The sequence below is a fragment of the Xanthomonas sp. D-99 genome (assembly GCF_017746145.1).
Classification (GTDB): Bacteria; Pseudomonadota; Gammaproteobacteria; order Xanthomonadales; family Xanthomonadaceae; genus Xanthomonas; species Xanthomonas cissicola.
Genome location: NZ_JAGHWU010000022.1, coordinates 102,882 through 128,353 on the forward strand (window position 1 = coordinate 102,882; position 25,472 = coordinate 128,353).

Annotated in this window: 22 protein-coding genes and 2 tRNA genes; 14 read left to right on the forward strand and 10 right to left on the reverse strand. The window is 64.6% G+C overall.

Annotation, left to right across the window (positions count from 1 at the left end; all coding sequences use genetic code 11):
* Positions 1 to 748 precede the first annotated feature (748 nt).
* The 4 genes from J7360_RS10505 to J7360_RS10520 form a co-directional block, all read right to left on the reverse strand.
* A tRNA-Glu gene (locus J7360_RS10505) sits at positions 749 to 824 on the reverse strand.
* A gap of 46 nt (positions 825 to 870) precedes the next feature.
* Positions 871 to 946, reverse strand: a tRNA-Ala gene (locus J7360_RS10510).
* Positions 947 to 1,036: 90 nt separating this feature from the next.
* Positions 1,037 to 1,498 carry a cytochrome c gene (locus J7360_RS10515; protein WP_005915693.1) on the reverse strand — a complete coding sequence of 154 codons (462 nt, stop codon included), beginning with the start codon at positions 1,496 to 1,498 and terminating at the stop codon, positions 1,037 to 1,039.
* A gap of 8 nt (positions 1,499 to 1,506) precedes the next feature.
* Positions 1,507 to 1,899: a c-type cytochrome gene (locus tag J7360_RS10520; protein ID WP_057662211.1), complete on the reverse strand. Its 393-nt coding sequence runs from the start codon at positions 1,897 to 1,899 to the stop codon at positions 1,507 to 1,509.
* 204 nt (positions 1,900 to 2,103) lie between these two features.
* Here J7360_RS10520 and J7360_RS10525 point away from each other — a divergent pair, with 204 nt between their 5' ends.
* Genes J7360_RS10525 through J7360_RS10535 form a run of 3 tightly spaced genes read left to right on the forward strand, consistent with a single transcriptional unit; the run spans position 2,104 to position 9,826 of the window.
* Positions 2,104 to 3,237 (forward strand): efflux RND transporter periplasmic adaptor subunit, encoded by a 1,134-nt coding sequence (locus J7360_RS10525; protein ID WP_209033812.1) that lies wholly within the window; start codon positions 2,104 to 2,106, stop codon positions 3,235 to 3,237.
* Entirely contained in the window at positions 3,234 to 6,743 is a 3,510-nt protein-coding gene (locus tag J7360_RS10530) for an efflux RND transporter permease subunit (RefSeq protein ID WP_209033814.1), read from the forward strand. Before J7360_RS10525 ends, J7360_RS10530 begins: the two co-directional genes overlap by 4 nt.
* Positions 6,740 to 9,826 carry an efflux RND transporter permease subunit gene (locus tag J7360_RS10535; protein WP_209033816.1) on the forward strand — a complete coding sequence of 1,029 codons (3,087 nt, stop codon included), beginning with the start codon at positions 6,740 to 6,742 and terminating at the stop codon, positions 9,824 to 9,826. The genes J7360_RS10530 and J7360_RS10535 overlap by 4 nt, the downstream gene beginning before the upstream one ends.
* A gap of 462 nt (positions 9,827 to 10,288) precedes the next feature.
* Here J7360_RS10535 and J7360_RS10540 read toward each other — a convergent pair whose 3' ends face one another.
* The 5 genes from J7360_RS10540 to zwf form a co-directional block, all read right to left on the reverse strand.
* Positions 10,289 to 10,948 carry a bifunctional 4-hydroxy-2-oxoglutarate aldolase/2-dehydro-3-deoxy-phosphogluconate aldolase gene (locus J7360_RS10540; protein ID WP_057662197.1) on the reverse strand — a complete coding sequence of 220 codons (660 nt, stop codon included), beginning with the start codon at positions 10,946 to 10,948 and terminating at the stop codon, positions 10,289 to 10,291.
* A 52-nt stretch (positions 10,949 to 11,000) separates the two neighbouring features.
* A complete protein-coding gene (gene edd, locus J7360_RS10545; protein ID WP_007963533.1) occupies positions 11,001 to 12,917 on the reverse strand; it encodes a phosphogluconate dehydratase in 1,917 nt (638 codons plus the stop codon).
* A gap of 130 nt (positions 12,918 to 13,047) precedes the next feature.
* On the reverse strand, positions 13,048 to 13,767 hold the full coding sequence (gene pgl, locus J7360_RS10550) for a 6-phosphogluconolactonase (RefSeq protein WP_022559168.1): 720 nt from the start codon (positions 13,765 to 13,767) through the stop codon (positions 13,048 to 13,050).
* A complete protein-coding gene (gene glk / locus J7360_RS10555; RefSeq protein WP_005929801.1) occupies positions 13,764 to 14,771 on the reverse strand; it encodes a glucokinase in 1,008 nt (335 codons plus the stop codon). The genes pgl and glk overlap by 4 nt, the downstream gene beginning before the upstream one ends.
* On the reverse strand, positions 14,768 to 16,198 hold the full coding sequence (gene zwf, locus J7360_RS10560) for a glucose-6-phosphate dehydrogenase (protein ID WP_057662194.1): 1,431 nt from the start codon (positions 16,196 to 16,198) through the stop codon (positions 14,768 to 14,770). Before zwf ends, glk begins: the two co-directional genes overlap by 4 nt.
* 420 nt (positions 16,199 to 16,618) lie before the next feature.
* Here zwf and ugpC point away from each other — a divergent pair, with 420 nt between their 5' ends.
* Positions 16,619 to 17,707, forward strand: a complete 1,089-nt coding sequence (ugpC, locus tag J7360_RS10565; RefSeq protein WP_007963519.1) for a sn-glycerol-3-phosphate ABC transporter ATP-binding protein UgpC — start codon at positions 16,619 to 16,621, stop codon at positions 17,705 to 17,707.
* A 133-nt stretch (positions 17,708 to 17,840) separates the two neighbouring features.
* On the opposite strand, the gene J7360_RS10570 is transcribed toward ugpC, so the two are convergent.
* Positions 17,841 to 18,713 carry a folate-binding protein YgfZ gene (locus J7360_RS10570; protein ID WP_209033818.1) on the reverse strand — a complete coding sequence of 291 codons (873 nt, stop codon included), beginning with the start codon at positions 18,711 to 18,713 and terminating at the stop codon, positions 17,841 to 17,843.
* A gap of 39 nt (positions 18,714 to 18,752) precedes the next feature.
* Between J7360_RS10570 and J7360_RS21380 the strand changes: the two genes are divergently transcribed.
* From J7360_RS21380 to lolD, 10 genes are all read left to right on the forward strand, one after another.
* Positions 18,753 to 18,923 carry a DUF1674 domain-containing protein gene (locus tag J7360_RS21380; protein WP_005929790.1) on the forward strand — a complete coding sequence of 57 codons (171 nt, stop codon included), beginning with the start codon at positions 18,753 to 18,755 and terminating at the stop codon, positions 18,921 to 18,923.
* Positions 18,924 to 18,979: 56 nt separating this feature from the next.
* Positions 18,980 to 19,375: a succinate dehydrogenase, cytochrome b556 subunit gene (gene sdhC, locus J7360_RS10580; protein ID WP_007963517.1), complete on the forward strand. Its 396-nt coding sequence runs from the start codon at positions 18,980 to 18,982 to the stop codon at positions 19,373 to 19,375.
* Entirely contained in the window at positions 19,372 to 19,758 is a 387-nt protein-coding gene (sdhD, locus tag J7360_RS10585; RefSeq protein WP_022559171.1) for a succinate dehydrogenase, hydrophobic membrane anchor protein, read from the forward strand. Before sdhC ends, sdhD begins: the two co-directional genes overlap by 4 nt.
* A 33-nt stretch (positions 19,759 to 19,791) precedes the next feature.
* On the forward strand, positions 19,792 to 21,582 hold the full coding sequence (sdhA, locus tag J7360_RS10590; RefSeq protein WP_057662188.1) for a succinate dehydrogenase flavoprotein subunit: 1,791 nt from the start codon (positions 19,792 to 19,794) through the stop codon (positions 21,580 to 21,582).
* 9 nt (positions 21,583 to 21,591) lie between these two features.
* Complete coding sequence (locus tag J7360_RS10595) at positions 21,592 to 21,795, forward strand: hypothetical protein (protein ID WP_209033820.1); 204 nt, start codon at positions 21,592 to 21,594, stop codon at positions 21,793 to 21,795.
* Positions 21,796 to 21,811: 16 nt separating this feature from the next.
* Positions 21,812 to 22,594, forward strand: a complete 783-nt coding sequence (locus tag J7360_RS10600) for a succinate dehydrogenase iron-sulfur subunit (protein WP_209033822.1) — start codon at positions 21,812 to 21,814, stop codon at positions 22,592 to 22,594.
* Between the two features lie 111 nt (positions 22,595 to 22,705).
* Positions 22,706 to 22,954, forward strand: coding sequence for a succinate dehydrogenase assembly factor 2 (locus J7360_RS10605; RefSeq protein WP_003482785.1), 249 nt, complete (start codon positions 22,706 to 22,708; stop codon positions 22,952 to 22,954).
* Positions 22,905 to 23,357 carry a hypothetical protein gene (locus J7360_RS10610; RefSeq protein ID WP_007963510.1) on the forward strand — a complete coding sequence of 151 codons (453 nt, stop codon included), beginning with the start codon at positions 22,905 to 22,907 and terminating at the stop codon, positions 23,355 to 23,357. The genes J7360_RS10605 and J7360_RS10610 overlap by 50 nt, the downstream gene beginning before the upstream one ends.
* 23 nt (positions 23,358 to 23,380) lie before the next feature.
* Complete coding sequence (locus J7360_RS10615; protein WP_057662185.1) at positions 23,381 to 24,622, forward strand: lipoprotein-releasing ABC transporter permease subunit; 1,242 nt, start codon at positions 23,381 to 23,383, stop codon at positions 24,620 to 24,622.
* On the forward strand, positions 24,615 to 25,349 hold the full coding sequence (gene lolD / locus J7360_RS10620; protein ID WP_022559176.1) for a lipoprotein-releasing ABC transporter ATP-binding protein LolD: 735 nt from the start codon (positions 24,615 to 24,617) through the stop codon (positions 25,347 to 25,349). The genes J7360_RS10615 and lolD overlap by 8 nt, the downstream gene beginning before the upstream one ends.
* Positions 25,350 to 25,472 lie beyond the last annotated feature (123 nt).

Consider the following 25,472-nt stretch of genomic DNA (forward strand, 5'->3'; position numbering starts at 1 on the left):
CGAGCCGGCAATCATAGCGACATCGCCACGCGATGGGAAGTGGCTGGGCAACATTTGTAGCAAGAGCGCATCTGCCGGGGGAACTGCAGGGCCGTACGCGTCCGCTGCGACGATTGAACGGCAGCCGCGCCCACCTGGAACGCTTCAAGCGCCATCAGTCTTTGGTGTTCGCGGCGCAATGAATCGCGGTGACAGCGATATCGGCGCACTGGAGGCGTCGATGCCAGTGTGCGCTTGATTCGACAGCTGTCGATTTGCGAGCAACGGCTCTGCCGGGCCGGGCGTCAGGTCCGCTGCATCTGGTTTACAAGCAACGCCCGATCTTGCGTCCCTCGCTCGTCGTCATCGACGGCATGCGAGAGCGCGACCATCGCGCACACTGCGCTTTCGGCGCGGCGATCCTTAGCGACGCCGCTGGCAACGTCGCAACGTGGCAGCTGCGATGGCGGGCAGAGACATCTTCGGCAGCAAAAAATCCGCATGCGAACGCTCATGGGTTTGAGTAACACCGCAACTGGTCAAGCGCTGTGATCGAGCAGGCGTTGGCAGGGCGGTAATGGCCCGCCGAATGCCCGTGCGCGCGTACCGATGCGTGCACCAGGCGCTGCGCTCGCCGCGGCATGGATTCAGCTCTTCTATCCGCTGCATGATGCCAATGAACCCAGGGCATGCCCAACGTTGCGCGCGACTGGATTCGGCCAGGTGACAGGCAAAAAAAGCCCCGGCAGTGCCGGGGCTTTCAGATGATTGGCGTCCCCACGGGGATTCGAACCCCGGTGTCCACCGTGAAAGGGTGGTGTCCTAGGCCTCTAGACGATGGGGACGCGTATCAAAACCTCGTTGTCACTTGAGACGGCCTAATGTCTGAAGTGGTGGAGCCAGGCGGGATCGAACCGCCGACCTCCTGCATGCCATGCAGGCGCTCTCCCAGCTGAGCTATGGCCCCACGAAACTGAGAACGAAATGATAGCGGCCTGTTAATGTTCGCGCAAGCGCTTTTTCATTCCGAATGAGACGGTGTGGCGTCGCCTCCGCCTCAATTGACGCCGTGCAGATCGCGCAACTGCGTCTGCCGAGCACCGAAGTACGCTGCCAGGTCGGCGATGTCCTGATCGCTCAGCGCGGTGGCCTGGGCGGTCATCAACGGATGCTGACGGTCGCCGCTACGGTAGGCCTGCAGCGCATGCGCAAGGTAGTCGCCGTATTGGCCGCCCAGCTTGGGATAGCTGGGATCGATCGGCGCATTGCCATCGGCACCGTGGCAGTCCACGCAGCTCTGGCCGGTCGCCTTGCCCTTGGCATGGGCGAGCTTGTCGCCGGCGTCTGCGCGGCCGGTGGGCAGACCTGCCGACGAGCCGGAGCCGTGCTCGCCGCTGGCGTGACCGGGATCGCCGGCGGAGTGGTCGGTGGACTCAACCTGCGATTGGGAGCAGGCCGCCATCATCAGGGCAGCGACCAGGGCGATGGCTAGACGCGGAGCGTGCAGGGCGTTCGGCATGTGGGCGCTTACTTGAGGGTGGACAGAAAGGCGGAGATGTCGGCGATGTCCTGCTCGGAGAAGCTCTGCGCCTGTGCCTGCATGGTTGGATGTTTGCGCTTGCCCTGACGATATTCGGTCAACGCCTGGGTCAGGTACTGGCTGGTCTGGCCGCCAATCTTGGGCACGCGATAACTGGGGTAGGCGTTCTTATAGCCGGTGACGCCGTGGCAGCCCTGGCAGGTATAGGCGAGCAAGCGCCCATTTGACGGATTGCCGGTCGGCGCGGCAGGGGTTGCCACCGCGGCAGCAGGCGCCGGGGTGGCCGGAGCTACGGGTGTGGCCTGCGGTGTTGCTGATGCGCCCCCAAACGGCAGGAAGACGACCAGAGCGAGACAAGCGGCGAGCGGCTGCGGGCGCATGGTTTCGTATCCGGAAGACTGATTGAGCGTCCGCACATGGGGGCGTGGCGGAACCGGACCGAGTATGCCTGCGATTTGGCGCGGCGCAAACCGGGTGAATAGGCCAACTTGAATAGACCATGACCTTTGGCGCATTGGCGGCATGTGCACTTGGGTGGTCTACTTGCCTACAACACCTGTTCACGCATCCACTAGGACACGACGATGTCGCCACTCTCCTTCTTGCCGGGTCGCAGCGGAACCTGCGCCGCTGCATTGTTGATCACCACAAGCCTGCTGCTGGGCGGTTGCAAGGCAGGAGAGGGGGAGGCCAAGGCGGCCGAGGAGAAGAAGGTGGTGGATGCAGTGCCGGTGGAAATCGCCAAGGCCGCGCGCCGTGCGGTCGCCGCCAGTTACACCGGCACCGCTGCGCTGGAGCCGCGCGCCGAGGCGCAAGTGGTGGCCAAGACCTCGGGCGTTGCGCTGTCGGTGATGGTGGAAGAAGGGCAGAAGGTATCGGCGGGCCAGGCGCTGGTGCGCCTGGATCCGGATCGCGCGCATCTGGCGGTCGCGCAGAGCGAAGCGCAACTGCGCAAACTGGAAAACAGCTATCGCCGCGCCACGCAATTGGTGGGCCAGCAGTTGGTCAGCGCCGCAGATGTGGATCAGCTCAAATTCGATGTCGAAAACAGCCGCGCGCAGCACCGGCTTGCAGCGTTGGAGCTCTCTTACACCACGGTGCAGGCGCCAATCTCCGGCGTGATCGCATCGCGCTCGATTAAGACCGGCAACTTCGTGCAGATCAACACGCCGATCTTCCGCATCGTCGACGATTCGCAGCTGGAGGCCACGCTCAACGTGCCCGAACGCGAACTGGCCACGCTCAAGTCGGGCCAGCCGGTGACCTTGCTAGCCGATGCGCTGCCTGGCCAGCAATTCGTCGGCAAGGTGGACCTCATCGCGCCGGTGGTGGATTCAGGCAGTGGCACGTTTCGTGTGGTCTGCGCGTTCGGCCAGGGGGCCGAAGCGTTGCAGCCGGGCATGTTCGGGCGCATCCGCATCGATTACGACCAGCGCAAGGACGCCTTGGTGATTCCGCGCTTGGCGTTGTTGGACGATGGCGAACCGGCAGTCTTCGTGGTGCGCAACGGCAAGGCCAGCCGCGTGCCGGTGAAGCTGGGCTATGCCGAAGGGCCATGGCTGGAAGTGCGGCAGGGCCTGAAGGAAGGCGATCAGGTGGTGACTGCCGGCAAGGTGGCGCTGCGCGACGGGACTGCGGTGCAAGTGATCGGCCAACCCGATCGCACGCCGGTCGCGACCAAGGCCGCTGCGCCCGCACATGATGAGACGCACGCATGAGCGAGAACGGCAACCCGCATGGACCCGTGCATGATCCGCACGCGCCACTGGCTGGCGGCGGTGGCCTGGTGGCCTTCGCCACGCGGCGGCGTGTGACCATCGCCATGATTACCGTAACGATGCTGCTGTTCGGGCTGATCGCGTTACGCAGCCTCAAGGTCAATCTGCTGCCCGATTTGAGCTATCCCACGCTCACCGTACGTACCGAATACACCGGCGCGGCGCCGGCGGAAATCGAAACATTGGTGACCGAGCCGGTGGAAGAAGCCGTCGGCGTGGTCAAGAACCTGCGCAAGCTCAAGTCGATCTCGCGCACAGGGCAGAGCGATGTGGTGCTGGAGTTCGCCTGGGGCACCAATATGGACCAGGCCAGCCTGGAGGTGCGCGACAAGATGGAAGCCTTGTCGCTGCCGCTGGAAACCAAGCCGCCGGTGTTGCTGCGCTTCAATCCTTCCACCGAGCCGATCATGCGGCTGGCGTTGTCGCCCAAGCAGGCGCCGGCCTCCGATACCGATGCGATCCGCCAGCTCACCGGCTTGCGCCGCTATGCCGACGAAGACCTGAAAAAGAAGCTCGAACCGGTGGCCGGCGTGGCAGCAGTGAAGGTCGGCGGCGGGCTGGAAGACGAGATCCAGGTCGACATCGATCAACAGAAGCTGGCCCAGCTCAACCTGCCGATCGACAACGTGATCACCCGGCTCAAGGAGGAGAACGTCAACATCTCCGGCGGCCGGCTGGAAGAAGGCTCGCAGCGCTATCTGGTGCGCACGGTGAACCAGTTCGTGGATCTGGACGAGATCCGCAACATGCTGGTGACCACGCAGAGCAGCAGCGGCAGCGCGGCCGAAGCGGCGATGCAGCAGATGTATGCCATTGCGGCGTCCACTGGTTCGCAGGCGGCGCTGGCGGCAGCGGCCGAAGTACAGAGCACCTCCTCCTCGTCCAGCAGCAGCATCGCCGGCGGCATGCCGGTGCGGCTGAAGGATGTGGCGCAGGTGCGCCAGGGCTACAAGGAGCGCGAGGCGATCATCCGCCTGGGCGGCAAGGAAGCGGTGGAGCTGGCGATCTACAAGGAAGGCGATGCCAACACCGTGTCCACGGCGGCGGCGTTGCGCAAGCGCCTGGAGCAACTCAAGGCGACCGTGCCGGGCGATGTGGAAATCACCACCATCGAGGACCAATCGCACTTCATCGAGCATGCGATCAGCGATGTCAAAAAAGATGCGGTAATCGGCGGTGTGCTGGCGATCCTGATCATCTTCCTGTTCCTGCGCGATGGCTGGAGCACGTTCGTCATCAGCCTGTCGTTGCCGGTGTCGATCATCACCACGTTCTTCTTCATGGGCCAGCTCGGACTGAGCCTGAACGTGATGTCGCTGGGCGGTCTGGCGTTGGCCACCGGCCTGGTGGTGGACGATTCGATCGTGGTGCTTGAAAGCATTGCCAAGGCGCGCGAACGCGGCTTGAGTGTGCTGGACGCGGCGATTGCCGGCACCCGTGAAGTGAGCATGGCGGTGATGGCGTCCACGTTGACCACCATTGCGGTGTTCCTGCCGCTGGTGTTCGTCGAGGGCATCGCCGGGCAGTTGTTCCGCGATCAAGCATTGACGGTGGCGATCGCGATCGCGATCTCGCTGGTGGTGTCGATGACGCTGATTCCGATGCTGAGCTCGCTCAAGGGCGCGCCGCCGATGGCGTTCCCGGACGAGCCGAGCCATCCGCAGTGGCAGCCCGAGCAGCGCTGGCTCAAGCCGGTGGCGGCTGGCCGGCGTGGTGCAGGTGCGAGCGTGCGCTATGGCTTTTTCGGAGCGGCATGGGCCGTGGTGAAGGTGTGGCGCGGGTTGAGCCGCGTGGTGGGGCCGGTGATGCGCAAGGCCAGCGACCTGGCGATGGCGCCGTATGCTCGTGCCGAGCGTGGCTATCTGGGGATCTTGCCGGCGGCACTGCGGCGTCCCTGGTTGGTGCTGGGACTGGCCGCGGCGGCGTTCATCGGGACGGTGTTTCTGGTGCCGATGCTGGGCGCGGATCTGATTCCGCAGTTGGCGCAGGATCGCTTCGAAATGACCGTCAAACTGCCTTCCGGCACGCCGCTGGCGCAGACCGACGCCGTGGTGCGCGAGTTGCAGCTGGCGCACGACAGGGACCCCGGCGTCGCGTCGCTGTACGGTGTCAGCGGCAGCGGCACGCGGTTGGATGCCAACCCAACCGAGAGCGGCGAGAACATCGGCAAGCTCACCGTGGTGATGGCCGGCGGCGGTAGCCCGGCGGTGGAAGCGGCGGCGACCGAGCGGCTGCGCAGCAGCATGGTCGGGCATCCGGGCGCGCAGGTGGATTTCGCGCGGCCGGCGTTGTTCAGTTTTTCCACGCCGCTGGAAGTGGAACTGCGCGGCCAGGATCTGGGCGAGCTGGAACGCGCCGGGCAGAAATTGGCGGCGATGTTGCGCGCCAACGGCCACTACGCCGACGTCAAATCGACGGTGGAAGAGGGCTTCCCGGAGATCCAGATCCGTTTCGATCAGGAGCGCGCTGGCGCTTTGGGGCTGACCACGCGCCAGATCGCCGATGTCATCGTCAAGAAGGTGCGCGGCGATGTGGCCACACGCTACAGCTTCCGCGATCGCAAGATCGATGTGCTGGTGCGTGCGCAGCACAGCGACCGCGCCAGTGTGGATGCGATTCGTCAGCTGATCGTCAACCCGGGCAGCAGCCGGCCGGTGCGCCTGGCCGCAGTTGCCGAGGTGTTGGCGACGACGGGGCCGAGCGAGATCCATCGTGCCGACCAGACCCGCGTGGCAATCGTGTCGGCCAGCCTGAAGGACATCGACCTGGGCGGTGCGGTGCGCGAAGTGGAGACGATGGTGCGCAAGGACCCGCTTGCAGCCGGCGTGGGCATGCACATCGGCGGGCAGGGCGAGGAGCTGGCGCAATCGGTGAAGTCGCTGCTGTTCGCGTTCGGGCTGGCGATCTTCCTGGTCTATCTGGTGATGGCTTCGCAGTTCGAGTCGCTGCTGCATCCGTTCGTCATCCTGTTCACCATTCCGCTGGCGATGGTCGGTGCGGTGCTGGCCCTGCTGATGACCGGCAAGCCGATCTCGGTGGTGGTGTTCATCGGCCTGATCCTGCTGGTGGGCCTGGTGACCAAGAACGCGATCATCCTGATCGACAAGGTCAACCAGCTGCGCGAAGACGGCGTGCCCAAGCGCGAGGCGCTGATCGAAGGTGCGCGCTCGCGCCTGCGGCCGATCATCATGACCACCTTGTGCACCTTGTTCGGCTTCCTGCCGCTGGCGGTGGCGATGGGCGAGGGCGCTGAAGTGCGCGCGCCGATGGCGATCACCGTGATCGGTGGATTGCTGGTCTCGACCTTGCTGACCCTGCTGGTGATACCGGTGGTGTACGACCTGCTGGATCGCCGCGCCGATGCGTATTACCTGGAGCGTGGCCGGCGCATGGGCGGGCAACGCGCGCAGGCGGCAGGCAACGTCGACGGGCTGGAGGCGCTATGAGCGTTGCCGCCTTCAGCATCCGTCGCCCCGTCACCACCATCATGTGCTTCGTGTCGCTGGTGGTGGTGGGCTTGATCGCGGCGTTCCGGCTGCCGTTGGAGGCGCTGCCGGATATTTCCGCGCCATTCCTGTTCGTGCAATTGCCCTACACCGGCTCCACGCCGGACGAGGTGGAACGCAACCTGGTACGGCCGGCCGAGGAAGCGCTGGCAACGATGACCGGCATCAAGCGCATGCGCTCGACCGCCACCGCCGACGGCGCGAACATCTTCATCGAATTCTCCGACTGGGACCGCGATATCGCCATTGCCGCCTCCGATGCGCGCGAGCGGCTGGACGCGGTACGCGACGATTTCCCGGAGGATCTGCAGCGCTTCCAGGTCTTCAAGTGGTCCAGCAGCGACGAGCCGGTGCTCAAGGTGCGCCTGGCCAGCCAGACCGATCTGACCGGCGCCTACGACATGCTCGACCGCGAGTTCAAGCGGCGCATCGAGCGCATCCCGGGCGTGGCCAAGGTGGAAATCTCCGGTGCGCCGCCGAACGAGGTCGAAATCGCGATCGCGCCGGATCGGCTCACCGCGCACGACCTCAGCCTCAACGACCTGAGCGAGCGCTTGGGCAAGCTCAATTTCTCGGTTTCTGCAGGCCAGATCGACGACAACGGCCAGCGCATCCGGGTGCAGCCAATCGGTGAACTGCGCGACCTGCAGGAATTGCGCGAGCTGGTGCTCAACGCCAAAGGCGTGCGGCTGGGCGACATTGCCGAGGTGCGGCTCAAGCCGACGCGCATGAATTATGGGCGGCGCCTGGATGGGCGCCCGGCCATCGGCCTGGATGTCTACAAGGAGCGCAGCGCCAATCTGGTGGAAGTGTCCAAGGCGGCCTTGAAAGAGGTCGAAGACATCCGCGCCCAGCCGGCGATGCGCGATGTGCAGGTCAAGGTGATCGACAACCAGGGCAAGGCGGTGACCTCGTCGCTGGCCGAGCTGGCCGAAGCTGGCGCGGTGGGCCTGTTGCTCTCGATCACGGTGTTGTTCTTCTTCCTGCGGCATTGGCCATCGACGTTGATGGTGACGTTGGCGATCCCGATCTGCTTCGCCATCACCTTGGGCTTCATGTATTTCGTCGGGGTCACGCTCAACATCCTGACCATGATGGGCTTGCTGCTGGCGGTAGGCATGCTGGTGGACAACGCCGTGGTGGTGGTGGAAAGCATCTACCAGGAACGCGAACGCATGCCCGACCAACCGCAGCGTGCCGCGCTGCTGGGAACACGCAGCGTGGCCATTGCGCTCAGCGCCGGCACCTTGTGCCATTGCATCGTGTTCGTGCCGAATTTATTCGGCGAAATCAACAACATCAGCATTTTCATGGCGCAGATTGCGATCACCATTTCGGTGTCGTTGCTGGCGTCGTGGTTGGTGGCGATCAGCCTGATTCCGATGTTGTCGGCACGCATGAAGACGCCGCCGATGGTGACCTCCGAGCGTGGCGTGATCGCACGGCTGCAGCGCCGTTACGCCCAGGTGCTGGCATGGACGTTGGCGCATCGCGGCTGGAGCGTGGCCGGCATCATTCTGGTCAGTGCGATCAGCCTGGTACCGATGAAGCTGACCAAGATCGACATGTTCGGTGGCGACGGCGGCAACGAGGCCTTCATCCAATACCAGTGGAAAGGCTCGTACACGCGCGAGCAGCTGGGCGAAGAGATCGGCCGGGTCGAAAACTATCTGGAAGCCAATCGCGCCAAATACCACATCACGCAGATCTACTCATGGTTCAGCGAGGTGGAAGGCAGCAATACGGTGGTGACCTTCGATGCGAGCAAGGTCAAGGACCTGCCGCCGCTGCTGGAAAAAATCCGCAAGGAGTTGCCGCGCTCTGCGCGTACCGATTACAGCATCGGCAACCAGGGCGATGGCGGCAATGGCAACCAAGGCGTGCAAGTGCAGTTGGTCGGCGATTCGACCGATGCACTGAAAGCGCTGGCCGACGATGTGATTCCGCTGCTGGCGCGGCGCAAGGAACTGCGGGATGTGCATGTCGATACGGGCGACCGCACCAGCGAGCTGGCGATTCGCGTCGACCGCGAGCGCGCAGCCGCATTCGGGTTCAGCGCCGAGCAAGTAGCCAGCTTCGTCGGGTTGGCATTGCGCGGTACGCCGCTGCTCGAGTTCCGCCGCGGCGACAACGAGGTGCCGGTGTGGGTGCGGTTTGCCGGCGCCGAGCAGAGCAAGCCTGAAGATCTGGCCAGCTTCACCGTGCGCACCAAGGATGGCCGCAGCGTACCGTTGCTGAGTCTGGTGGAGGTGCAAATCCGTCCGGCCGCCACGCAGATCGGGCGCACCAATCGGCAGACCACGTTGACCATCAAGGCCAATCTCGCCGAGAAGGTCACCGTGCCGGAGGCGCGCGCGGCGATGGAGGTGCCACTCAAGGCGATGCGTTTCCCGGCCGGCTACAGCTACACCTTCGACGGCGGCGATTATCAGAACGACGGCGAGGCGATGGGCCAGATGGTGTTCAATCTGGTGATCGCGTTGGTGATGATCTACGTGGTGATGGCGGCGGTGTTCGAGTCGCTGCTGTTCCCGGCGGCGATCATGAGCGGGGTGCTGTTCTCGATCTTCGGGGTGTTCTGGCTGTTCTGGATCACCGGTACCTCGTTCGGCATCATGTCCTTCATCGGCATCCTGGTGCTGATGGGCGTGGTGGTGAACAACGGCATCGTGATGATCGAGCACATCAACAACCTGCGCCGTCGCGGCATGGGGCGCACGCAGGCCCTGGTCGAAGGCTCACGCGAGCGTTTGCGGCCCATCATGATGACGATGGGCACCGCGATCCTGGCAATGGTGCCGATCTCGCTGACCAGCACCACGATGTTCAGCGACGGCCCGCCGTACTTCCCGATGGCGCGCGCCATCGCCGGTGGCCTGGCGTTTTCGACGGTGGTGAGCCTGCTGTTCCTGCCGACGATCTACGCGATCCTCGACGACATGAGCAGCGGTGCGGCGGCACTGGTACGCCGCGCACGGGGTGTGCCGAAGGCGAGGCCGTCGAGCGCTGCGCTGGAGTCGTGAAACCAACAGCGCGCAAGTCTCCAACGACATGATGCGCTTGAAGCCCCCCTCCCCACGGGAGAGGGGTGAGGGTACGGTGTGTACGGCCGGTGCAAGAATTGAAGCCCCCGCCTGTTAGTCACCGGCTTCGGTGAGGGGCGACAGCGCGGCCGGGGATCGGCTCTTCGGCGCGGCAGACATCCTGTCTGACGCGCCGTCGCGGCACATCCCTGTGCCGCTCTCCGCCGATCCCCGGCCACGCTGCCGCCCCGGTATGTCATTGCCAGGGCTTCGAGTGGAAAAGCCGCGCGCTCAAGGATGCTTCGAAAGATTTTCTTCGGCTTACGAGCGAACACTGCAGTGATCGCCGTCATGCAGGATCACTCGATCTTCAATGCCGTCCTTAGCGAATCCGTACACCTGTATCGACGTACAGATTCGAAGTCTTCCAACGATCAACCCGCTGGAGATGGCGTCAGCGCGTCAGCCCGCCCGCACCTGCCGCACGATCGCCGCCGCCTTGGCCGAACTTTCCCTGACCTTGTCCCACTGGCCTTGTGCCAGCCAGTCCTTGGGGACCATCCACGAACCGCCGATGCACAGCACATTCGGCTGCGACAGGAACTCGGCGGCGTTGGACTCGCTGATGCCGCCGGTGGGGCACAGTTTGAGCTCGGACAACGGGCCAGCCAGGCCCTTGAGCATCTGCAAACCGCCCACAGCGGTGGCCGGGAACAGCTTGCAGACGCGGAATCCCAGTCCCATCAATGTCAGTAGCTCGGTCGGGGTGGCCGCGCCAGGAACCGCCGGGATCGGCGCATCCGCCAGCAAGCGCGCCAGCGGCGCCGGCGTGCCCGGGGTCACCAGGAAGTCTGCACCGGCATCCACCGACTGACGCAGCTGCAATTCGCTCAGCACGGTGCCGGCGCCGATCACGATGTTGGGCAACTCGCGCTTGAGCATCGCCAGCGCATCGATCGCAACCGGCGTGCGCAGGGTCAGCTCGATCGCGGGCAGGCCGCCTTCGAGCAGCGCATCGGCGACGCGGCGCGCCTGGTCCAGCGTGTCCACGGTGACCACCGGCAGGATGCCGGCATCGCGCAGCAACTGTTCGGCGGTGTTCTGGGTCTGGGCAATCGTCATTGCAACTCCGGGTGACGGCGACCGGCGGAGCGGTCGCAGGGAGGGAAGGGGGTCAGGCGTCCTTGGACTCGTGCGGTGCCGCGGCGGCTGCGGCATCGGCACCGAGTTCGTACTCGGCGTCGTAGCTCCACAGCGCACCGTCCGGATGGGTCGGGCCGCAGGAAATCGAGATCGCGCCCTGGTCGGCGGGGCCGACGACCTGGCGGTTGATGGCGAACAGATTGCGGCCCAGGTCGTTGCCGGCAATGGACGTATTGGGGGCAACCTCGCGCGATGCCCATTCTTCGGCCGAGACCAGCACTTCCAGGGTGCCGGCTTCGCCGTCCAGGCGCACGATGTCGCCTTCGCGTACGCGGCCGATCGGGCCGCCGCGCGCCGCTTCGGGCGTCAGGTGGATTGCGGCCGGGAACTTGCCCGAGGCACCGGACAGGCGACCGTCGGTGACCAATGCCACGCGCCGGCCCTGGTTCTGCAGCAGGCCCAGCAGCGGCGCCATCGAATGCAGCTCAGGCATGCCGTTTGCGCGCGGGCCCTGGTAGCGCAACACCACCACGAAATCGTGCGGCAACACGCCGGCGGCGTGCAGTTTGTTGAGTACCTGCGGTGTATCGATCACCACCGCAGGTGCCTGGATGCTGCGGTGCTGCGGCTTGACTGCCGACAGCTTGATCAACGAGCGGCCGAGGTTGCCGCGCAGCAGGCGCAGCCCGCCTTGCGATTCGAAGGCATCGCCGACCGGACGCGCCACGCTGTCGTCGGCGGTAGTGGCGGTGCCCGGCACGTAGGACACCTTGCCGTCCTGCAGGCGCGGCTCATTGATGTAGGCACGCATGCCGCCTTCCACCACGGTGGGCAGATCGTCGTGCATGTAGCCGGCGTCCATCAGTTCGCGGAACACGAATGCCGTGCCGCCTGCGGCCTGGAAGCGATTCACGTCGGCTTCGCCGTTCGGGTAGATACGGGTCAGCAGGGGCACGGTCTGCGAGATCAGGTCCATGTCGTCCCAGGTCAGTACGATGCCGGCCGCACGCGCCACTGCGATCCAGTGGATGGTGTGGTTGGTCGAGCCGCCGGTCGCCATCAACGCGACCACGGCATTGACGATGGCGCGCTCGTCGATCAAGCGGCCGAACGGACGGAAGTCCTCGCCCAATGCCGAGATCGCCAATGCGCGCGCGGTGCCTTCGCGGGTCAACGCATCACGCAACGGCAGCTCCGGATTGACGAACGAGGCACCGGGCAGCTGCACGCCCATCGCTTCGAGCAATACCTGGTTGGAGTTGGCCGTGCCGTAGAAGGTGCAGGTGCCTGGCGAGTGGTAGGACGAGGCTTCGGCCTCCAGCAGCTCGGCGCGGGTGGCTTCGCCAGCGGCGTAGCGTTCGCGCACTTCGGCCTTCTGCTTGTTCGGGATGCCCGGCGTCATCGGGCCGGCCGGCATGAAGATCGCCGGCAAATGGCCGAACGCCAGCGCACCGATCAGCAGGCCCGGCACGATCTTGTCGCATACACCCAGGTACACCACGCTGTCGAACATGTCGTGGCTCAGGCCGATGGCTGTCGCCTGGGCGATGTTGTCGCGCGAAAACAGCGACAGCTCCATGCCGGCGCGGCCCTGGGTCACGCCGTCGCACATCGCCGGCACGCCACCAGCCACCTGTGCGGTAGCACCAAGCGTGCGGGCAGTCTCGCGGATCAGCTGCGGGTAGTGCTCGAACGGCTGATGTGCCGACAACATGTCGTTATAGGCAGTGATGATGCCCAGGTTCGGCGTGGCCGCACCGCGCAGACGCGATTTGTCGCCCGGCTCGGACGCAGCGAAGCCGTGCGCAAGATTGCCGCAGCTCAACCGGCTACGGAACGGGCCCTCACGCAGGGCGGCATCGAGACCGGCCAGATACGCCGCGCGCGAGGGAGCGCTGCGCTTGCGGATACGGTCGGTGACGGCTTGGATATTCGGATGCAGGCTCATTGGCTACCGGCTATGAGAAACAGGGGGAAGGAAATGCTCTTTTAATTCCCCGCACATGGATGTACGGGCTGTTGCGAGGGACTCGCATCACATCGGCTGTTGCGAGGAACTCGCATCAAACCACTTGCATTCAAGCACACCAATGCACCCGCAACCGCGGACCAGGCTGCTGCAGCGCCACGCGGATGGGATATTCGTTGACATCGTCGCCTGCAAGCGCAGCCTGCAGCACGTCCAGCTTCTGCTTGCCACGCAACAGCAGCAGGCGCGTTGGAATGCTGGCAAGGCCTGCAGGCGTCAGGGTGATGCGCAACGGCCATTGGTTCGAGCCCGGGCAGCCCGTGGCATCCAGCGATGCGTACGGCTGCGGGCTGGCGAGCGCTTTGGGCAGGTCGGTGGCACCCGGAAACAACGAGGCGGTGTGCCCGTCGCCGCCCATGCCCAGCACCGCCAGACAGGCTGGTTCGGCATGCCTGGCCTGCAGGTTGGCGGTGTGCACGCATTCGGGCAGTTGCTTGCCCGGACGGACCAGCGGAATGAAGGTCGCGGCCGGTGCGTGGGTCAGGAAGCTGTGATTGACCAGCCAGGCATTGCTGTCCTGATCCTGCGGCGACAACCAGCGTTCATCGACCAGGCCAACTTCCACCCGCGACCAGTCCAGCGGCCGGTGGGCGAGGGACTCGTATACCGGCGCCGGCGTGGTACCGCCGGACAACAGCATGCGTGCCTGGCCACGCCGGGAGATCTCCTGTTCCAGCAGGTCGGCCATTTCGCTGGCGACCGCCTCGGTCCATTCGGCCGGGTCGTCGTAGCGCACCAGGGTGATGCGCGGGTTGTTTTGCAGATTCATCGCTGCTCCCCGGGGTGCTGACGTTGTGCATCCACCGCGTAGGCGGCGGCGCCCAGCAGGCCGGCATGCGGGTGCATGACCGCCAGCGATGGCACCTTCGACATGATCGCGGAGAAACGGCCCTTGTGTTCGAAGCGCTGGCGAAAGCCGGAATGCTGCAGCGAATCCAGCACCTTGGGCACCAGCCCGCCGGTGAGGAACACGCCGTCCCAGGCGCCCTGCATCAGCACCATGTCGCCGGCGATCGCACCGAAGATGGCGCAGAACAGATCGATGGTGCGCGAGGACCGCGGGTCGCCCGCAGCCGCGCGTGCGGTGATGTCCTTGGGTTGCAGCGGGCCCGGATCGACCCCCGCGATCTCGCTCAACGCGCGATGGATATTGACCAGGCCCGGACCGCAGATCAGCCGCTCGTTGGAGACCCGGCCGAACTGCTCGGACAGGATTTCCAGGATGCGGATTTCTTCCGGCGTGCCGGGCGGGAAGCTGACATGGCCGCCTTCGGTTTCCAGCGGAAAGCAGCGCCCGTTGCGGATGATCAGGCCGCCCACGCCCAGGCCGGTGCCCGGGCCGATCACGCCATAGTTGCGCGCTTGATCGATCGGTGCCGGACGCCAGCTGGCGCCGCCTACCTGCACCACGTCCTGTGGACGCAGCAGGCTGATCGCCATTGCCTGCGCGGCAAAGTCATTGATCAGATGCAAGGTGCTGAAACCCAGCATGGTGGCGGTGCGCGAGCGCGAGATCACCCACGGGTGGTTGGTGATACGCGCTTCGTCGCCATCCACGCGGCCCGCCACGGCGAACACACCCTGGGTGGCCTGCACGCCGATCTGGTCGAGGTAATAGCGCGCCGCTTCGCCCAGCGAACCGAAGTCCACCACCGCAAATTCGCGCGAGGTGTCATCCAGCAACGGCACCGAGGCGTCGACATCGGCCAGCGCGAAGCGCGCATTGGTACCGCCGATATCGGCAACCAGCACCGGCTTAGAAGGAGCGGTCATGCGTTGTTTCCCTGTGCGTCGGTGGCCGGGGGCAGGAAGTGGGTGGCCGATTCGGGACCCCAGCTGCCGGCCGGGTAGGGCTGCAGCGGCAGTGCGGCGTCTTTCCAGGCGTCGCTCACGCTGTCGATCCACGACCACGCCGCCTTGACCTCGTCGTCGCGCACGAACAGCGCCGGGTTACCGTTGAAGGCGTCGACGAACAGACGTTCATAGGCGATACGACGGTGCAGGCCGGTCGGCACCGACAGTTCCAGTTCCAGCGGCTGCAGTTCGATCGCGCCCCATTCCGGGCCAGCCAGGCTGCTCATCAGGCCGAGTTCGATGTTTTCCTGCGGCTGCAACTGGAAGGTCAGGCGGTTCGGCACCGCGTTCTGGCGGTCGGGGCGTTCGAACAGCCAGTGCGTCACCGGCTTGAGCGTCACCACGATGCGGGTGGAGCGCTCGGCCAGACGCTTGCCGGTGCATAGGTGGAACGGCACGCCGGCCCAGCGCCAGTTATCGATATGCGCGGTGACGGCGACAAAGGTTTCCACGTCGCTGCCTTCCGGCGGGTGGTAGGCCTGCGCCGGCTGGCCGTTGATGCTGCCGGCGGTGTAGCGGCCGCGCACGCAGTCGTGCGCGGCGTGCTCGGCGGTCATCGGGCGCAAGGCGCGCAGCACCTTGACCTTCTCATCGCGGATGCGGTCGGCTTCCAGCGAGGCGGGCGGCTCCATTGCCACCAGGCACAACAGCTGCAGGATATGGCTCTGCACCATGTCGCGCAGGGCGCCGGAGCGGGCGTAGTAGGCGTCACGCCCGTCAACGCCTTCGCTTTCGGCGACCAGGATCTGCACCGACTCGATGTAGGTCCGGTTCCAGACCGCCTCCAGCAGCGTGTTGCCGAAGCGCAGCGCGATCAGATTCTGCACCGCCGCCTTGCCCAGGTAATGGTCCAGGCGGAACACGCGGTCTTCGTCGATCAGCGCGCCAATCGACTGCAGGATGCCACGGGCGCTGTCCGAGTCGTGGCCGATCGGTTTTTCCAGCATCAAGCGATGCGGTGCCGCCAGCGCGCCACCCAACGCCAGGCCCTGGCAGGTACTGATGTACAGGCCGGGCGGGATCGCCAGATAGCTCACACACCGACCGCTGGCCAGTTCGCGGACCGCGTCGGCCACCGAATCGGCATTGCGCAGATCCACCGAGCGATAGTCGACCCGCTGTAGCAGCGTGTCGATCTGTTCGGCGGTAGCGATCGGCAGCGCTTCGGTCAGGCGCGGCCGCAGCACGTCGCGAAATCCATCGGTGTCGTGCGGCGACAGCGCCAGCGCACGGATGCGGAAGTCGTCCGGCAGCAGGCCGTCGATGAACAGACGCAGCAGGGAGGGAAAGAGATAGCGCTGGGCAAGATCGCCGGTGGCGCCGAACAGGATCAGGGTGTTGTGCATGGACCGCGTTTCAGATTCTGGAGACATCGTTATCAGCAGCTTGGCGGAAAGGCGCCGGTCGGCCGGCGGTCGGTACGTCTGTTCCTGAGCGACACTTGCGTGCGCGCAGCGGGGGATGGACGCTGACACCCAATCCCGGATTGTTGCAGCAACTGGCGATCAGCGGTTAGCGCCACGGCGGCATAGCTGCACCTGCGTGACGGCATGCCATGCTGCGTGCGGCGAGCTGCACTGCAGGCAATGGCGTCATGACTGAGTGGTGGCATGCTCCTCCGGCGATCGATGTTGCCATGTGAAAACGATTACATGTCAGAATAAACCAATGCATTCGTTTGCAGGAAGTTCCTTGCAAGCGCATGTCGCGTCACCGCCATCGGGAGGGCCGAGGGCAGGGCGCACAACTTACGTTGAGGCCGAACGATGGCGAAAGTGCAGTTGGAAGGTGTCCGCAAGGTCTACGACAATGGCCAGGTGGCGGTGCAGGGCGCGAGTTTCGAAGTGGCCGACGGCGAGCTGATGGTGCTGGTGGGGCCGTCCGGCTGCGGCAAGTCGACCTTGTTGCGCATGATCGCCGGGCTTGAAGACATCAGCGCCGGCACGCTGAAGATCGGCGAGCGCGTGGTCAACGACGTGGCGCCAAAGGATCGCGACATCGCCATGGTGTTCCAGAGCTACGCGCTGTATCCGCACATGACCGTGGCCGAAAACCTGGCGTTCGGGCTCAAACTGCGCGGGCATCCCAAGCAGGTCATCGCCGAACGCGTCAACAACGCCGCGGAGTTGTTGGGTCTGACCCCGATGCTGGACAAGCTGCCCAAGGCGATGTCCGGCGGTCAGCGTCAGCGCGTGGCGCTGGGCCGGGCGATGGTGCGCGAATCCTCGGTGTTCCTGCTCGACGAGCCGCTGTCCAACCTGGACGCCAAGTTGCGCCACAGCGTGCGCACCGAGATTGCGCAGCTGCACCGCAAGCTTGGCACCACCATGATCTACGTCACCCACGATCAGGTCGAAGCGATGACGCTTGGCCAGCGCATCGTGGTGCTCAAGGATGGCGTGATCCAGCAGATCGACAGCCCGATGGCGCTGTACGACCGTCCGGCCAATCTGTTCGTCGCCGGTTTCCTGGGCAGCCCGGCGATGAACGTGCTGCAGGGACGTTTGGACGCGCACGACGGCCTGCACCTGGTCATGGCCGATGGTTGGCGCGTCCCGCTTGGCGCGGCGCGGGTCGATGCGGGTTGGTTCGGCCAGGACGTGATCGTCGGCGTACGCCCGGAACACTTGCAGCCGTCCGACGATGCGGTGCTGGGCTTCGATGCGCGTGTCGATGTGATCGAGCCGGTCGGCAACGAGATCTTCCTCAATCTCGACCGTGGCGGTCAGCCACTGGTGATCCGTGTCCCGCCGCAGAGCTTGCCGGCGGTGGGCCAGCCGTTGCGCCTGGCATTGCGCAGCGAGGCCTTGCACTTTTTCGATCCAGCCACCGGGCAGCGGCTGGAGGCCGCGTAGGCCGACTGGTCAAACAGGCACGCCGCCGCCAGACGGGCACGGCTGGCGTTCGGAATCGGCGGGTGCCGCTTTGTCACTGAGGTGCTGCATGACGTCGACGCCCACCTGGCACGGCTCGCGACTGTGTTAGCTGCTAACGCTCCAGCCCCGTCGTAAGTGCGCGTGGCCGGGCGCCATGCGTGCCTGCCTGCAACGCGGTACCGGCGTCCAGCGTCAGCTCCAACGGCAATACCGCCAGCGCAAGGTTACCCGCCACGCTCACCACTGTGCCGATCGCGCTACCGTCCAGTGCGACGGCATCGCCTGCATTCACGGCAGCACCGGTTTCCAGCAACTGCAACGCGCGCTTGGCCTTGCCCAGAAAGTGCGTCCGCGCCACGATTTCCTGGCCCGGGTAGCAGCCTTTCTTGACGCTGTACGCCTGCAGGCGGTCCAGTGCCAACTGCTGCGGCGTCCATTGTTCGCGCTGGCCCTCGACCAGCCGGGCGAGCCCCAGTTGCAGATCGGTCGTCCGCCAGTGCGCATCTGCACTCGGCAGTTCGATAGGCGTCGCCAATGCATCCGGGCTGTAGAGCAATAACGTGCGCGGCAGCGCGGCGCTGCCCAGATCCAGCTCGATACGCTGCGTTCCGATCTCGGCCCGTGCGGCATGCGCGTGCTCCGGTGCTGCGAAGCCGCCGTAGGCAAACAGCGTGGCAGTAACGATTTTCAGCTTGCGGCGGAACACGAAACGGCTGAGTTGCGTGGCGATCTCGGCCGCGTTGCCGTCCGGCAACAGCATCAGTAAGTGTGCGTCGTCCTCACGCAGGAGTGCGAAGATGGCAATCACGCGCCCCTTCGCCGTCAGCCACGCGTTCCACTGCCACTGCCCAACCGCCAGCGCCTGTACGTCGTTGGCAAATTGGGCATGCGCAAACGCCACTGCATCCGTACCGGCCAGTCGGACGTATTGCATGTCGTGCAGGGAGCCAAAACCCTGCGGAATGAGATTCAGGTTGTCAGCCACGGAAGGGGAGGACTAAAATCGCCAAGTTGTGAGAGCACTATGATAGGCCATCCAACCCCCACCCCAGCGCAGGATTCCGAGACGCAGCCTTCTTCTCAGGAGCATATTCCCGAGAAAAAGCCACTGCCGAAGGAGATTGGTGGGCGCGACGGCCCCGAGCCAACGCGCTACGGCGACTGGGAAAAAAATGGACGCTGCATCGATTTTTGAGCAGCTTTTAGCCACAGCGGCCTAGTGCCGCACAGCCGAGAAAACGAGCCCAGCGAATGGCGATCCGCGAACGTCCTCTCTCCCCGCATCTCCAGGTATACCGTTGGCAGATACAGATGGTGACCTCGATTCTCAATCGAGCCACCGGCATCGTACTGTCTGTCGGCGCACTGGGAATTGCCGCTGCCTTGCTCACATTGATGCTTGGCCCCGACCATTGGAATTGTTTCCGCGATCAGGCGGCAACCTGGTATGGGCAGGTCTTCCTGTTCGGCTGGACCTGGTCGTTCGCCTTCCACCTGTTCGGTGGCCTGCGCCACATGCTGCAGGACTTCGGGCAAGGCTACGCCGTGCGCTCGTTCATCAGCATGGGTTGGTTGTCGGTGGTTCTGAGCCTTGTGCTCACCGCTGCCATCTGGGCTTACGTATTGCTGTCCGGAGGTGCCGTATGAGCCGCTACCGTACCCCGCTGAAGAATGTGCGCGGCCTGGGTGCCGCCAAAACCGGTACCGAACATTTCGTGATCCAGCGCTTGACCGCGGCCGCACTGGTACCGCTGTCGATCTGGTTCCTGATCTTCGTGCTGAGCCTGATCGGTGCCGATCACGCTGCTGCCAGCGCGGCAGTGGCCAAGCCGTGGAATGCGATCCTGCTGGTGGCCTTCCTCGTCGCTTCGTTCTGGCATGCGCAACTGGGCATGCAGGTGGTGTTGGAAGACTACGTGCACGACGCGTTGCTCGCACTGATTGCGCAAACCCTCGTGCGTTTTGTTGCCGTGCTGGGCGCCATCGTCAGCGTGTTTGCCGTGGCGCGTATCGCGCTGGGCATGAGCTGAGTCGTCAGCGACCAAACAGGAACCCATAATTCGATGTCCGCTTACAAGATCACAGAACACAAGTACGACATGGTCGTGGTGGGCGCCGGTGGCGCCGGCCTGCGCGCCACGTTCGGCCTGGCCCAGAAGGGCCTGCAGACGGTCTGCCTGACCAAGGTCTTCCCGACCCGTTCGCACACCGTGGCAGCGCAGGGCGGTATTTCCGCAGCGCTGGGCAACATGGGCGAAGACGATTGGCGTTATCACTTCTACGACACCATCAAGGGCTCCGATTGGCTGGGCGACCAGGACGCGATCGAGTACATGTGTCGCGAGGCGATTCCGGCCATCATCGAACTCGAACACTACGGCGTGCCGTTCTCGCGGACCGAAGAGGGCAAGATCTACCAGCGCCCGTTCGGTGGCATGACCACCAAGTACGGTGAAGGCCCGTCCGCGCAGCGTACCTGCGCCGCAGCCGATCGTACCGGCCACGCCATGCTGCATACGTTGTATCAGCAGTCGTTGGCGCACAACGCACGCTTCATGATCGAGTACTTCGCGCTCGATCTGATCTTCGACGAAGAAGGCGTCTGCCGTGGTGTGCTCGCACTGGACATGGCCGAAGGTTCGCTGCATCTGTTCCGCGCCCACGGCGTGGTGCTGGCGACCGGCGGTTACGGCCGTGCCTACTTCAGCGCCACCTCCGCACACACCTGTACCGGTGATGGCGGCGGCCTGGTGATGCGTGCGGGCCTGCCTGTGCAGGACATGGAATTCGTGCAGTTCCATCCCACTGGCATCTACGGTGCGGGCTGCCTGATCACCGAAGGCGTGCGCGGCGAAGGCGGCATCCTGCGTAACAGCAATGGCGAGCGCTTCATGGAGCGCTACGCACCGCATTACAAGGACCTGGCTTCGCGCGACGTGGTGTCGCGTTCGATGACGGTGGAAATTCGCGAAGGCCGCGGTGTAGGCGAGCACAAGGATCACATCCTGCTCGACCTGACCCACCTTGGGCCGGAAGTGATCAACGAAAAGTTGCCCGGCATCGCCGAAAGCGCACACATCTTCGCCGGTGTGGACGTGACCAAGCAGCCGATCCCGGTGCTGCCGACGGTGCACTACAACATGGGCGGTATTCCGACTAACTTCTACGGCGAGGTCGTGCGCAAGCAGGGCGACGATGCGGATGCCGTGGTGCCGGGCCTGTATGCCATCGGCGAGGCGGCGTGCGTCTCGGTCCATGGTGCAAACCGTCTGGGCTCGAACTCATTGCTGGACCTGGTGGTGTTCGGTCGCGCGGTCGCCAACCGCTGCGCCGAAACGGTCAAGCCGAATCAGCCGCACAAGACCTTGCCGTCCGATGCCTGTGACAAGGCCTTGGGCTTGCTGGACAAGCTGCGTCACGCCAACGGCTCCACGCCGACGGCCGTGATCCGCGACAACATGCAGCGCACCATGCAGTCGGACGCCGCCGTGTTCCGCACCAGCAAGACGCTGAAAGAAGGCGTGGACAAGATGGCCGAGATCTTCGCCACCTTCGAGGACGTCAAGGTGTCGGACCGCTCGCTGGTGTGGAATTCGGACCTGATCGAGACCTATGAATTGAACAACCTGCTGCTCAACGCGGTGGCGACGATCAATTCGGCCGAACAGCGCAAGGAAAGCCGCGGCGCGCACTCGCACGAAGACTTCCCGGACCGCGACGACGTCAACTGGCAGAAGCACACGTTGGTGACCGTCGACGACAAGGGCAAGTGCGAGTTCGACTACCGCCCTGTGCACATGTACACGCTGAGCCAGGATGTGGACGTGGTCCCGCCGAAGCCGCGCGTTTACTGATCGATGCGCATGCAGCGACCCACCGTTGCCTTGTCATCGCTCGTCATCGCCTCTGCGCGTGGCAGCGAGGCGGTGCAGCAGTTTGGTCGTCGCATGACGCTGGAGCAGCGCCGGCAGATGGCTGGTCGCTGCGCGACTGCTTCGGCAGTGGCATTCGTCATCTTTACCTTCATGCGCACGGTGCGGTTGTCGTTCGCACCGTGCATCGCCTGAGCCAACGAGAGCAGCTATGGCAGAGTTCACCCTCCCCAAGAATTCAAAGATCGGCAAGGGCAAGCATTACCCTGCACAGGGCGCCAAGAACACGCGCACCTTCAAGGTCTACCGCTGGGATCCGGACGTCGACGCCAACCCGCGCACCGACAGTTACGAGATCGATCTGGATAAATGCGGCCCGATGGTCCTGGACGCGCTGATCAAGATCAAGAACGAGATCGACCCGACGCTGGCATTCCGTCGCTCCTGCCGCGAGGGCATCTGCGGCTCGTGCGCGATGAACATCGACGGCACCAATACGCTGGCCTGCACCAAGGCGATTGCCGCGTGCGGCAAGTTCGAGGTGCCGATCTATCCGCTGCCGCACATGAGCGTGATCAAGGACCTGGTGCCGGACCTGACGCACTTCTATGCGCAGTACGCGTCGATCAAGCCGTGGATTCGCACCCAGACGCCGCCGCCGCCGGATCGCGAGCGCCTGCAGTCGCCGGAAGACCGCCGCAAGCTCGATGGATTGTACGAGTGCATCCTGTGCGCCTGCTGCTCGACCAGCTGCCCGAGCTACTGGTGGAATGGCGAGCGGTATCTGGGCCCGGCCATCCTGCTGCAGGCCTATCGCTGGATCATCGATTCGCGCGACGAAGACACCGGTGCGCGCCTGGACGATCTGGAAGACCCGTTCAAGCTGTATCGCTGCCACACCATCATGAACTGCGCACGGACCTGCCCGAAGGGCTTGAATCCGGCGCTGGCGATCGCCGAAATCAAGAAGTTGATGATGGCGCGTCGCGCCTGATCGCACGGCATTGATTCCCCACCACGGGGATGTGGTTCGCAGCGGCACCGGCCCTTGGGTCAGGTGCCGCTGTCGTTTTCGGACCGCCATGCGGTGCGGTGGAGAGATGAGATGGACGAACAAACCCTGCTGAAAAAGTTGCGCTGGCGTTGCCGGCGCGGAATGCGCGAACTCGATCAATTGTTCGGGCGCTACCTTGATCAACGCTGGGCGCAGGCTCCCGACGCCGAGCGCGCGGTTTTCCTACAGCTACTGGATTGCGAAGACGATAAGTTGTGGCGCTGGTTCATGGGATACGAGGCTTGCCCCGATGCCGCCAACGCCGCACTCATCGCCGATATTCGCGCCTTGCCGGCTTGAATGGCGACCCTCGCGCTGGCTGATTTGCGCATTGAGCGTGTTGATGGCGCTCGCCGTGTGGGCGGTGTGGCGCAGTGGCGTACCGCTGTGGTTGGCCCTGTTGTCGTCTGCATACGTGGTGCTTGCAGGCGGGCGAGCAATGCGTCAGCTGTTGCGTTCGCCGGTGAGGCAATTGCTGGTGCCATGGACGCAAACGCCCGCCAGCATTGACGGTGTGCAGGTGGAAGAGCTGCAGGTACGCTGGCGCGGGCCGCTTGCGGTGGTGTCTTGGAAGCGAGCGGATGGCCGGCGCGAGCGCCTGCATTTCTGGCCGGACACCCTGCCGGCGCCGCAACGACGTGAACTGCGTCTGGCCGCTCAGGCCCACGCCATTTCGTCCGGGCGGCCGCTAGTGGCACCATAGCGTCCCCTTCCCGGTTGAACCGCATGTTCAAACCTATTCCGGTTGCCATCGGCTTGCGCTATCTGCGTGCCAAGCGGCGCAATGGTTTCATCTCGTTTATTTCGATGGCGTCGATCCTGGGCATCGCCCTGGGCGTGACCGTGCTGATCACCACGCTTGCAGTGATGAGCGGTTTCCAGAAGGAGATACGCGACCGCCTGCTGCAGATGGCTGCCCACGCGACCGTCAGTGCAGAAGGCGCGCCGATGCGCGATTGGCAGCACGCGGTCGAGGTCGCCATGTCCGATCCGCGCGTGGCCGGTGCCGCGCCCTACATCGAAACCGAATCCTTATTGCAGGGCCCGCGAAAGCAGCCGGCCATCGTGCGCGGCGTGATTCCTGCCGAAGAAGGCAAGGTGTCGGTGCTGGCCAAGAAGATGCAGCAGGGCTCGGTCGACAGCCTGACGCCTGGGTCGTACAACATCGTCATCGGCAAGGAGCTGTCGTTGTGGCTTGGCGTGGATGTTGGCGACAGCATCGTCGTGTTGCTCAGCGACACCCAGGCGACGCCGCTGGGCGCGATGCCGCGGCTCAAGCGCTTTACCGTGAGCGGTATTTTCGAGGCCGGATACAACGAAATCGACCGCGGCCTCGCCGTGGTGAACATGCAGGATCTGGCGCGCGTGCTGCGTATGGACGGCGTCACCGGCGTGCGCCTGCGCCTGCATGACATGGATCAGGCCTGGCCGGTGGCGCGCGATCTGGCGGTGAAGTTGCACGGCCCGTATCGGGTCAGCGACTGGACCCAGGAAAACGCCAACCTGTACCACTCGTTGAAGATGGAAAAGACGGTGATGGGCATCCTGCTGTCGCTGATCGTGGCGATGGGTGCATTCAACCTGGTGTCCTCGCAGGTGATGCTGGTGACCGATAAGCAAGCCGATATCGCCATCTTGCGCACGCTCGGGCTGTCGCCGGGCGGGGTGATGCAGGTGTTCATGGTGCAGGGTTCGTTGATCGGCTTCATGGGCACCTTCATGGGCGTGATCGGCGGCATCGTGCTAACGCTCAATCTTGAACGCATCCTCGGCGTGATCGAAACGATTTTCAGCGTCAAGTTGCTACCCGAAGACGTGTACTACATCACCGGCCTGCCGACCGATATGCAAACCCAGGACGTGGTGGTGATCACCGTGGTGGCATTGGTGATGAGTTTCCTCGCGACCTTGTACCCGGCGTGGCGCGCTTCGCGCACCCAGCCAGCGGAGGCGCTGCGTTATGAATGAGATCCGGGAAACGCTCGTGCAAACACCAGAGCAGGCAACAGCGGTGATCCGCGCCGAAGCGCTGGCCAAGACCTACGCCGAAGGCAAGATGCGCACGCCGGTATTTGATGGCCTGGATCTATCGGTGGCCACCGGCGAAACCGTGGCGATCGTCGGCGCCTCCGGTGCCGGCAAGAGTACCTTGCTGCATCTGCTCGGCGGGCTGGATATTCCGACCTCCGGCGAAGTGTATGTGGCCGGCGAGCGCATGTCGGCGCTGTCCGACGCGCAGCGCGGCAAGCTGCGTAACCAGGCGCTTGGCTTCGTCTACCAGTTCCATCACTTGTTGCCGGAATTCACCGCGTTGGAGAACGTGATGATGCCGGTGCTGTTGTCCGGCAAGGATGTGGCCGTCGCCAAGGGTCAGGCACTGCAGCTGCTGGAATCGGTCGGGCTTGGGCATCGCGTCGAACACAAGCCCAGCGAACTCTCCGGGGGCGAACGTCAGCGCTGTGCGGTGGCGCGTGCACTGGTCAACAGGCCGGGCTGCGTATTGGGCGACGAGCCCACCGGCAATCTGGACGACAAGACCGCGGGCACCGTGTTCGAGCTGATGCTGGAGCTCAACCGCGCCCAGCGCACCAGCCTGGTGTTGGTGACGCACGACCGCGGCTTGGCACGGCGCCTGGACCGCGTGCTGGAGCTGCACCAGGGCAAGCTGCGCGAATTGGCGCCGTCTGCGGTGTAAGCGCATGTAGACGCGGTCGATCGGCAGACGATCGCGTTGCGGATGAGCGTGGATTTGCGGCGGGCACTGGTGTTGTGCCCGTTAGCCGAAATGGTGGCGCATTTTGACGTGCAGCGGCAGCGC

Coding starts and splice junctions, on each gene's coding strand:
- J7360_RS10515 (WP_005915693.1), bottom strand. CDS start 1,498: ATGCCGAACGCCCTGCACGCTCCGCGTCTAGCCATCGCCCTGGTCGCT.
- J7360_RS10520 (WP_057662211.1), bottom strand. CDS start 1,899: ATGCGCCCGCAGCCGCTCGCCGCTTGTCTCGCTCTGGTCGTCTTCCTG.
- J7360_RS10525 (WP_209033812.1), top strand. CDS start 2,104: ATGTCGCCACTCTCCTTCTTGCCGGGTCGCAGCGGAACCTGCGCCGCT.
- J7360_RS10530 (WP_209033814.1), top strand. CDS start 3,234: ATGAGCGAGAACGGCAACCCGCATGGACCCGTGCATGATCCGCACGCG.
- J7360_RS10535 (WP_209033816.1), top strand. CDS start 6,740: ATGAGCGTTGCCGCCTTCAGCATCCGTCGCCCCGTCACCACCATCATG.
- J7360_RS10540 (WP_057662197.1), bottom strand. CDS start 10,948: ATGACGATTGCCCAGACCCAGAACACCGCCGAACAGTTGCTGCGCGAT.
- edd (WP_007963533.1), bottom strand. CDS start 12,917: ATGAGCCTGCATCCGAATATCCAAGCCGTCACCGACCGTATCCGCAAG.
- pgl (WP_022559168.1), bottom strand. CDS start 13,767: ATGAATCTGCAAAACAACCCGCGCATCACCCTGGTGCGCTACGACGAC.
- glk (WP_005929801.1), bottom strand. CDS start 14,771: ATGACCGCTCCTTCTAAGCCGGTGCTGGTTGCCGATATCGGCGGTACC.
- zwf (WP_057662194.1), bottom strand. CDS start 16,198: ATGCACAACACCCTGATCCTGTTCGGCGCCACCGGCGATCTTGCCCAG.
- ugpC (WP_007963519.1), top strand. CDS start 16,619: ATGGCGAAAGTGCAGTTGGAAGGTGTCCGCAAGGTCTACGACAATGGC.
- J7360_RS21380 (WP_005929790.1), top strand. CDS start 18,753: ATGATAGGCCATCCAACCCCCACCCCAGCGCAGGATTCCGAGACGCAG.
- sdhC (WP_007963517.1), top strand. CDS start 18,980: ATGGCGATCCGCGAACGTCCTCTCTCCCCGCATCTCCAGGTATACCGT.
- sdhD (WP_022559171.1), top strand. CDS start 19,372: ATGAGCCGCTACCGTACCCCGCTGAAGAATGTGCGCGGCCTGGGTGCC.
- sdhA (WP_057662188.1), top strand. CDS start 19,792: ATGTCCGCTTACAAGATCACAGAACACAAGTACGACATGGTCGTGGTG.
- J7360_RS10595 (WP_209033820.1), top strand. CDS start 21,592: ATGCAGCGACCCACCGTTGCCTTGTCATCGCTCGTCATCGCCTCTGCG.
- J7360_RS10600 (WP_209033822.1), top strand. CDS start 21,812: ATGGCAGAGTTCACCCTCCCCAAGAATTCAAAGATCGGCAAGGGCAAG.
- J7360_RS10605 (WP_003482785.1), top strand. CDS start 22,706: ATGGACGAACAAACCCTGCTGAAAAAGTTGCGCTGGCGTTGCCGGCGC.
- J7360_RS10610 (WP_007963510.1), top strand. CDS start 22,905: ATGCCGCCAACGCCGCACTCATCGCCGATATTCGCGCCTTGCCGGCTT.
- J7360_RS10615 (WP_057662185.1), top strand. CDS start 23,381: ATGTTCAAACCTATTCCGGTTGCCATCGGCTTGCGCTATCTGCGTGCC.
- lolD (WP_022559176.1), top strand. CDS start 24,615: ATGAATGAGATCCGGGAAACGCTCGTGCAAACACCAGAGCAGGCAACA.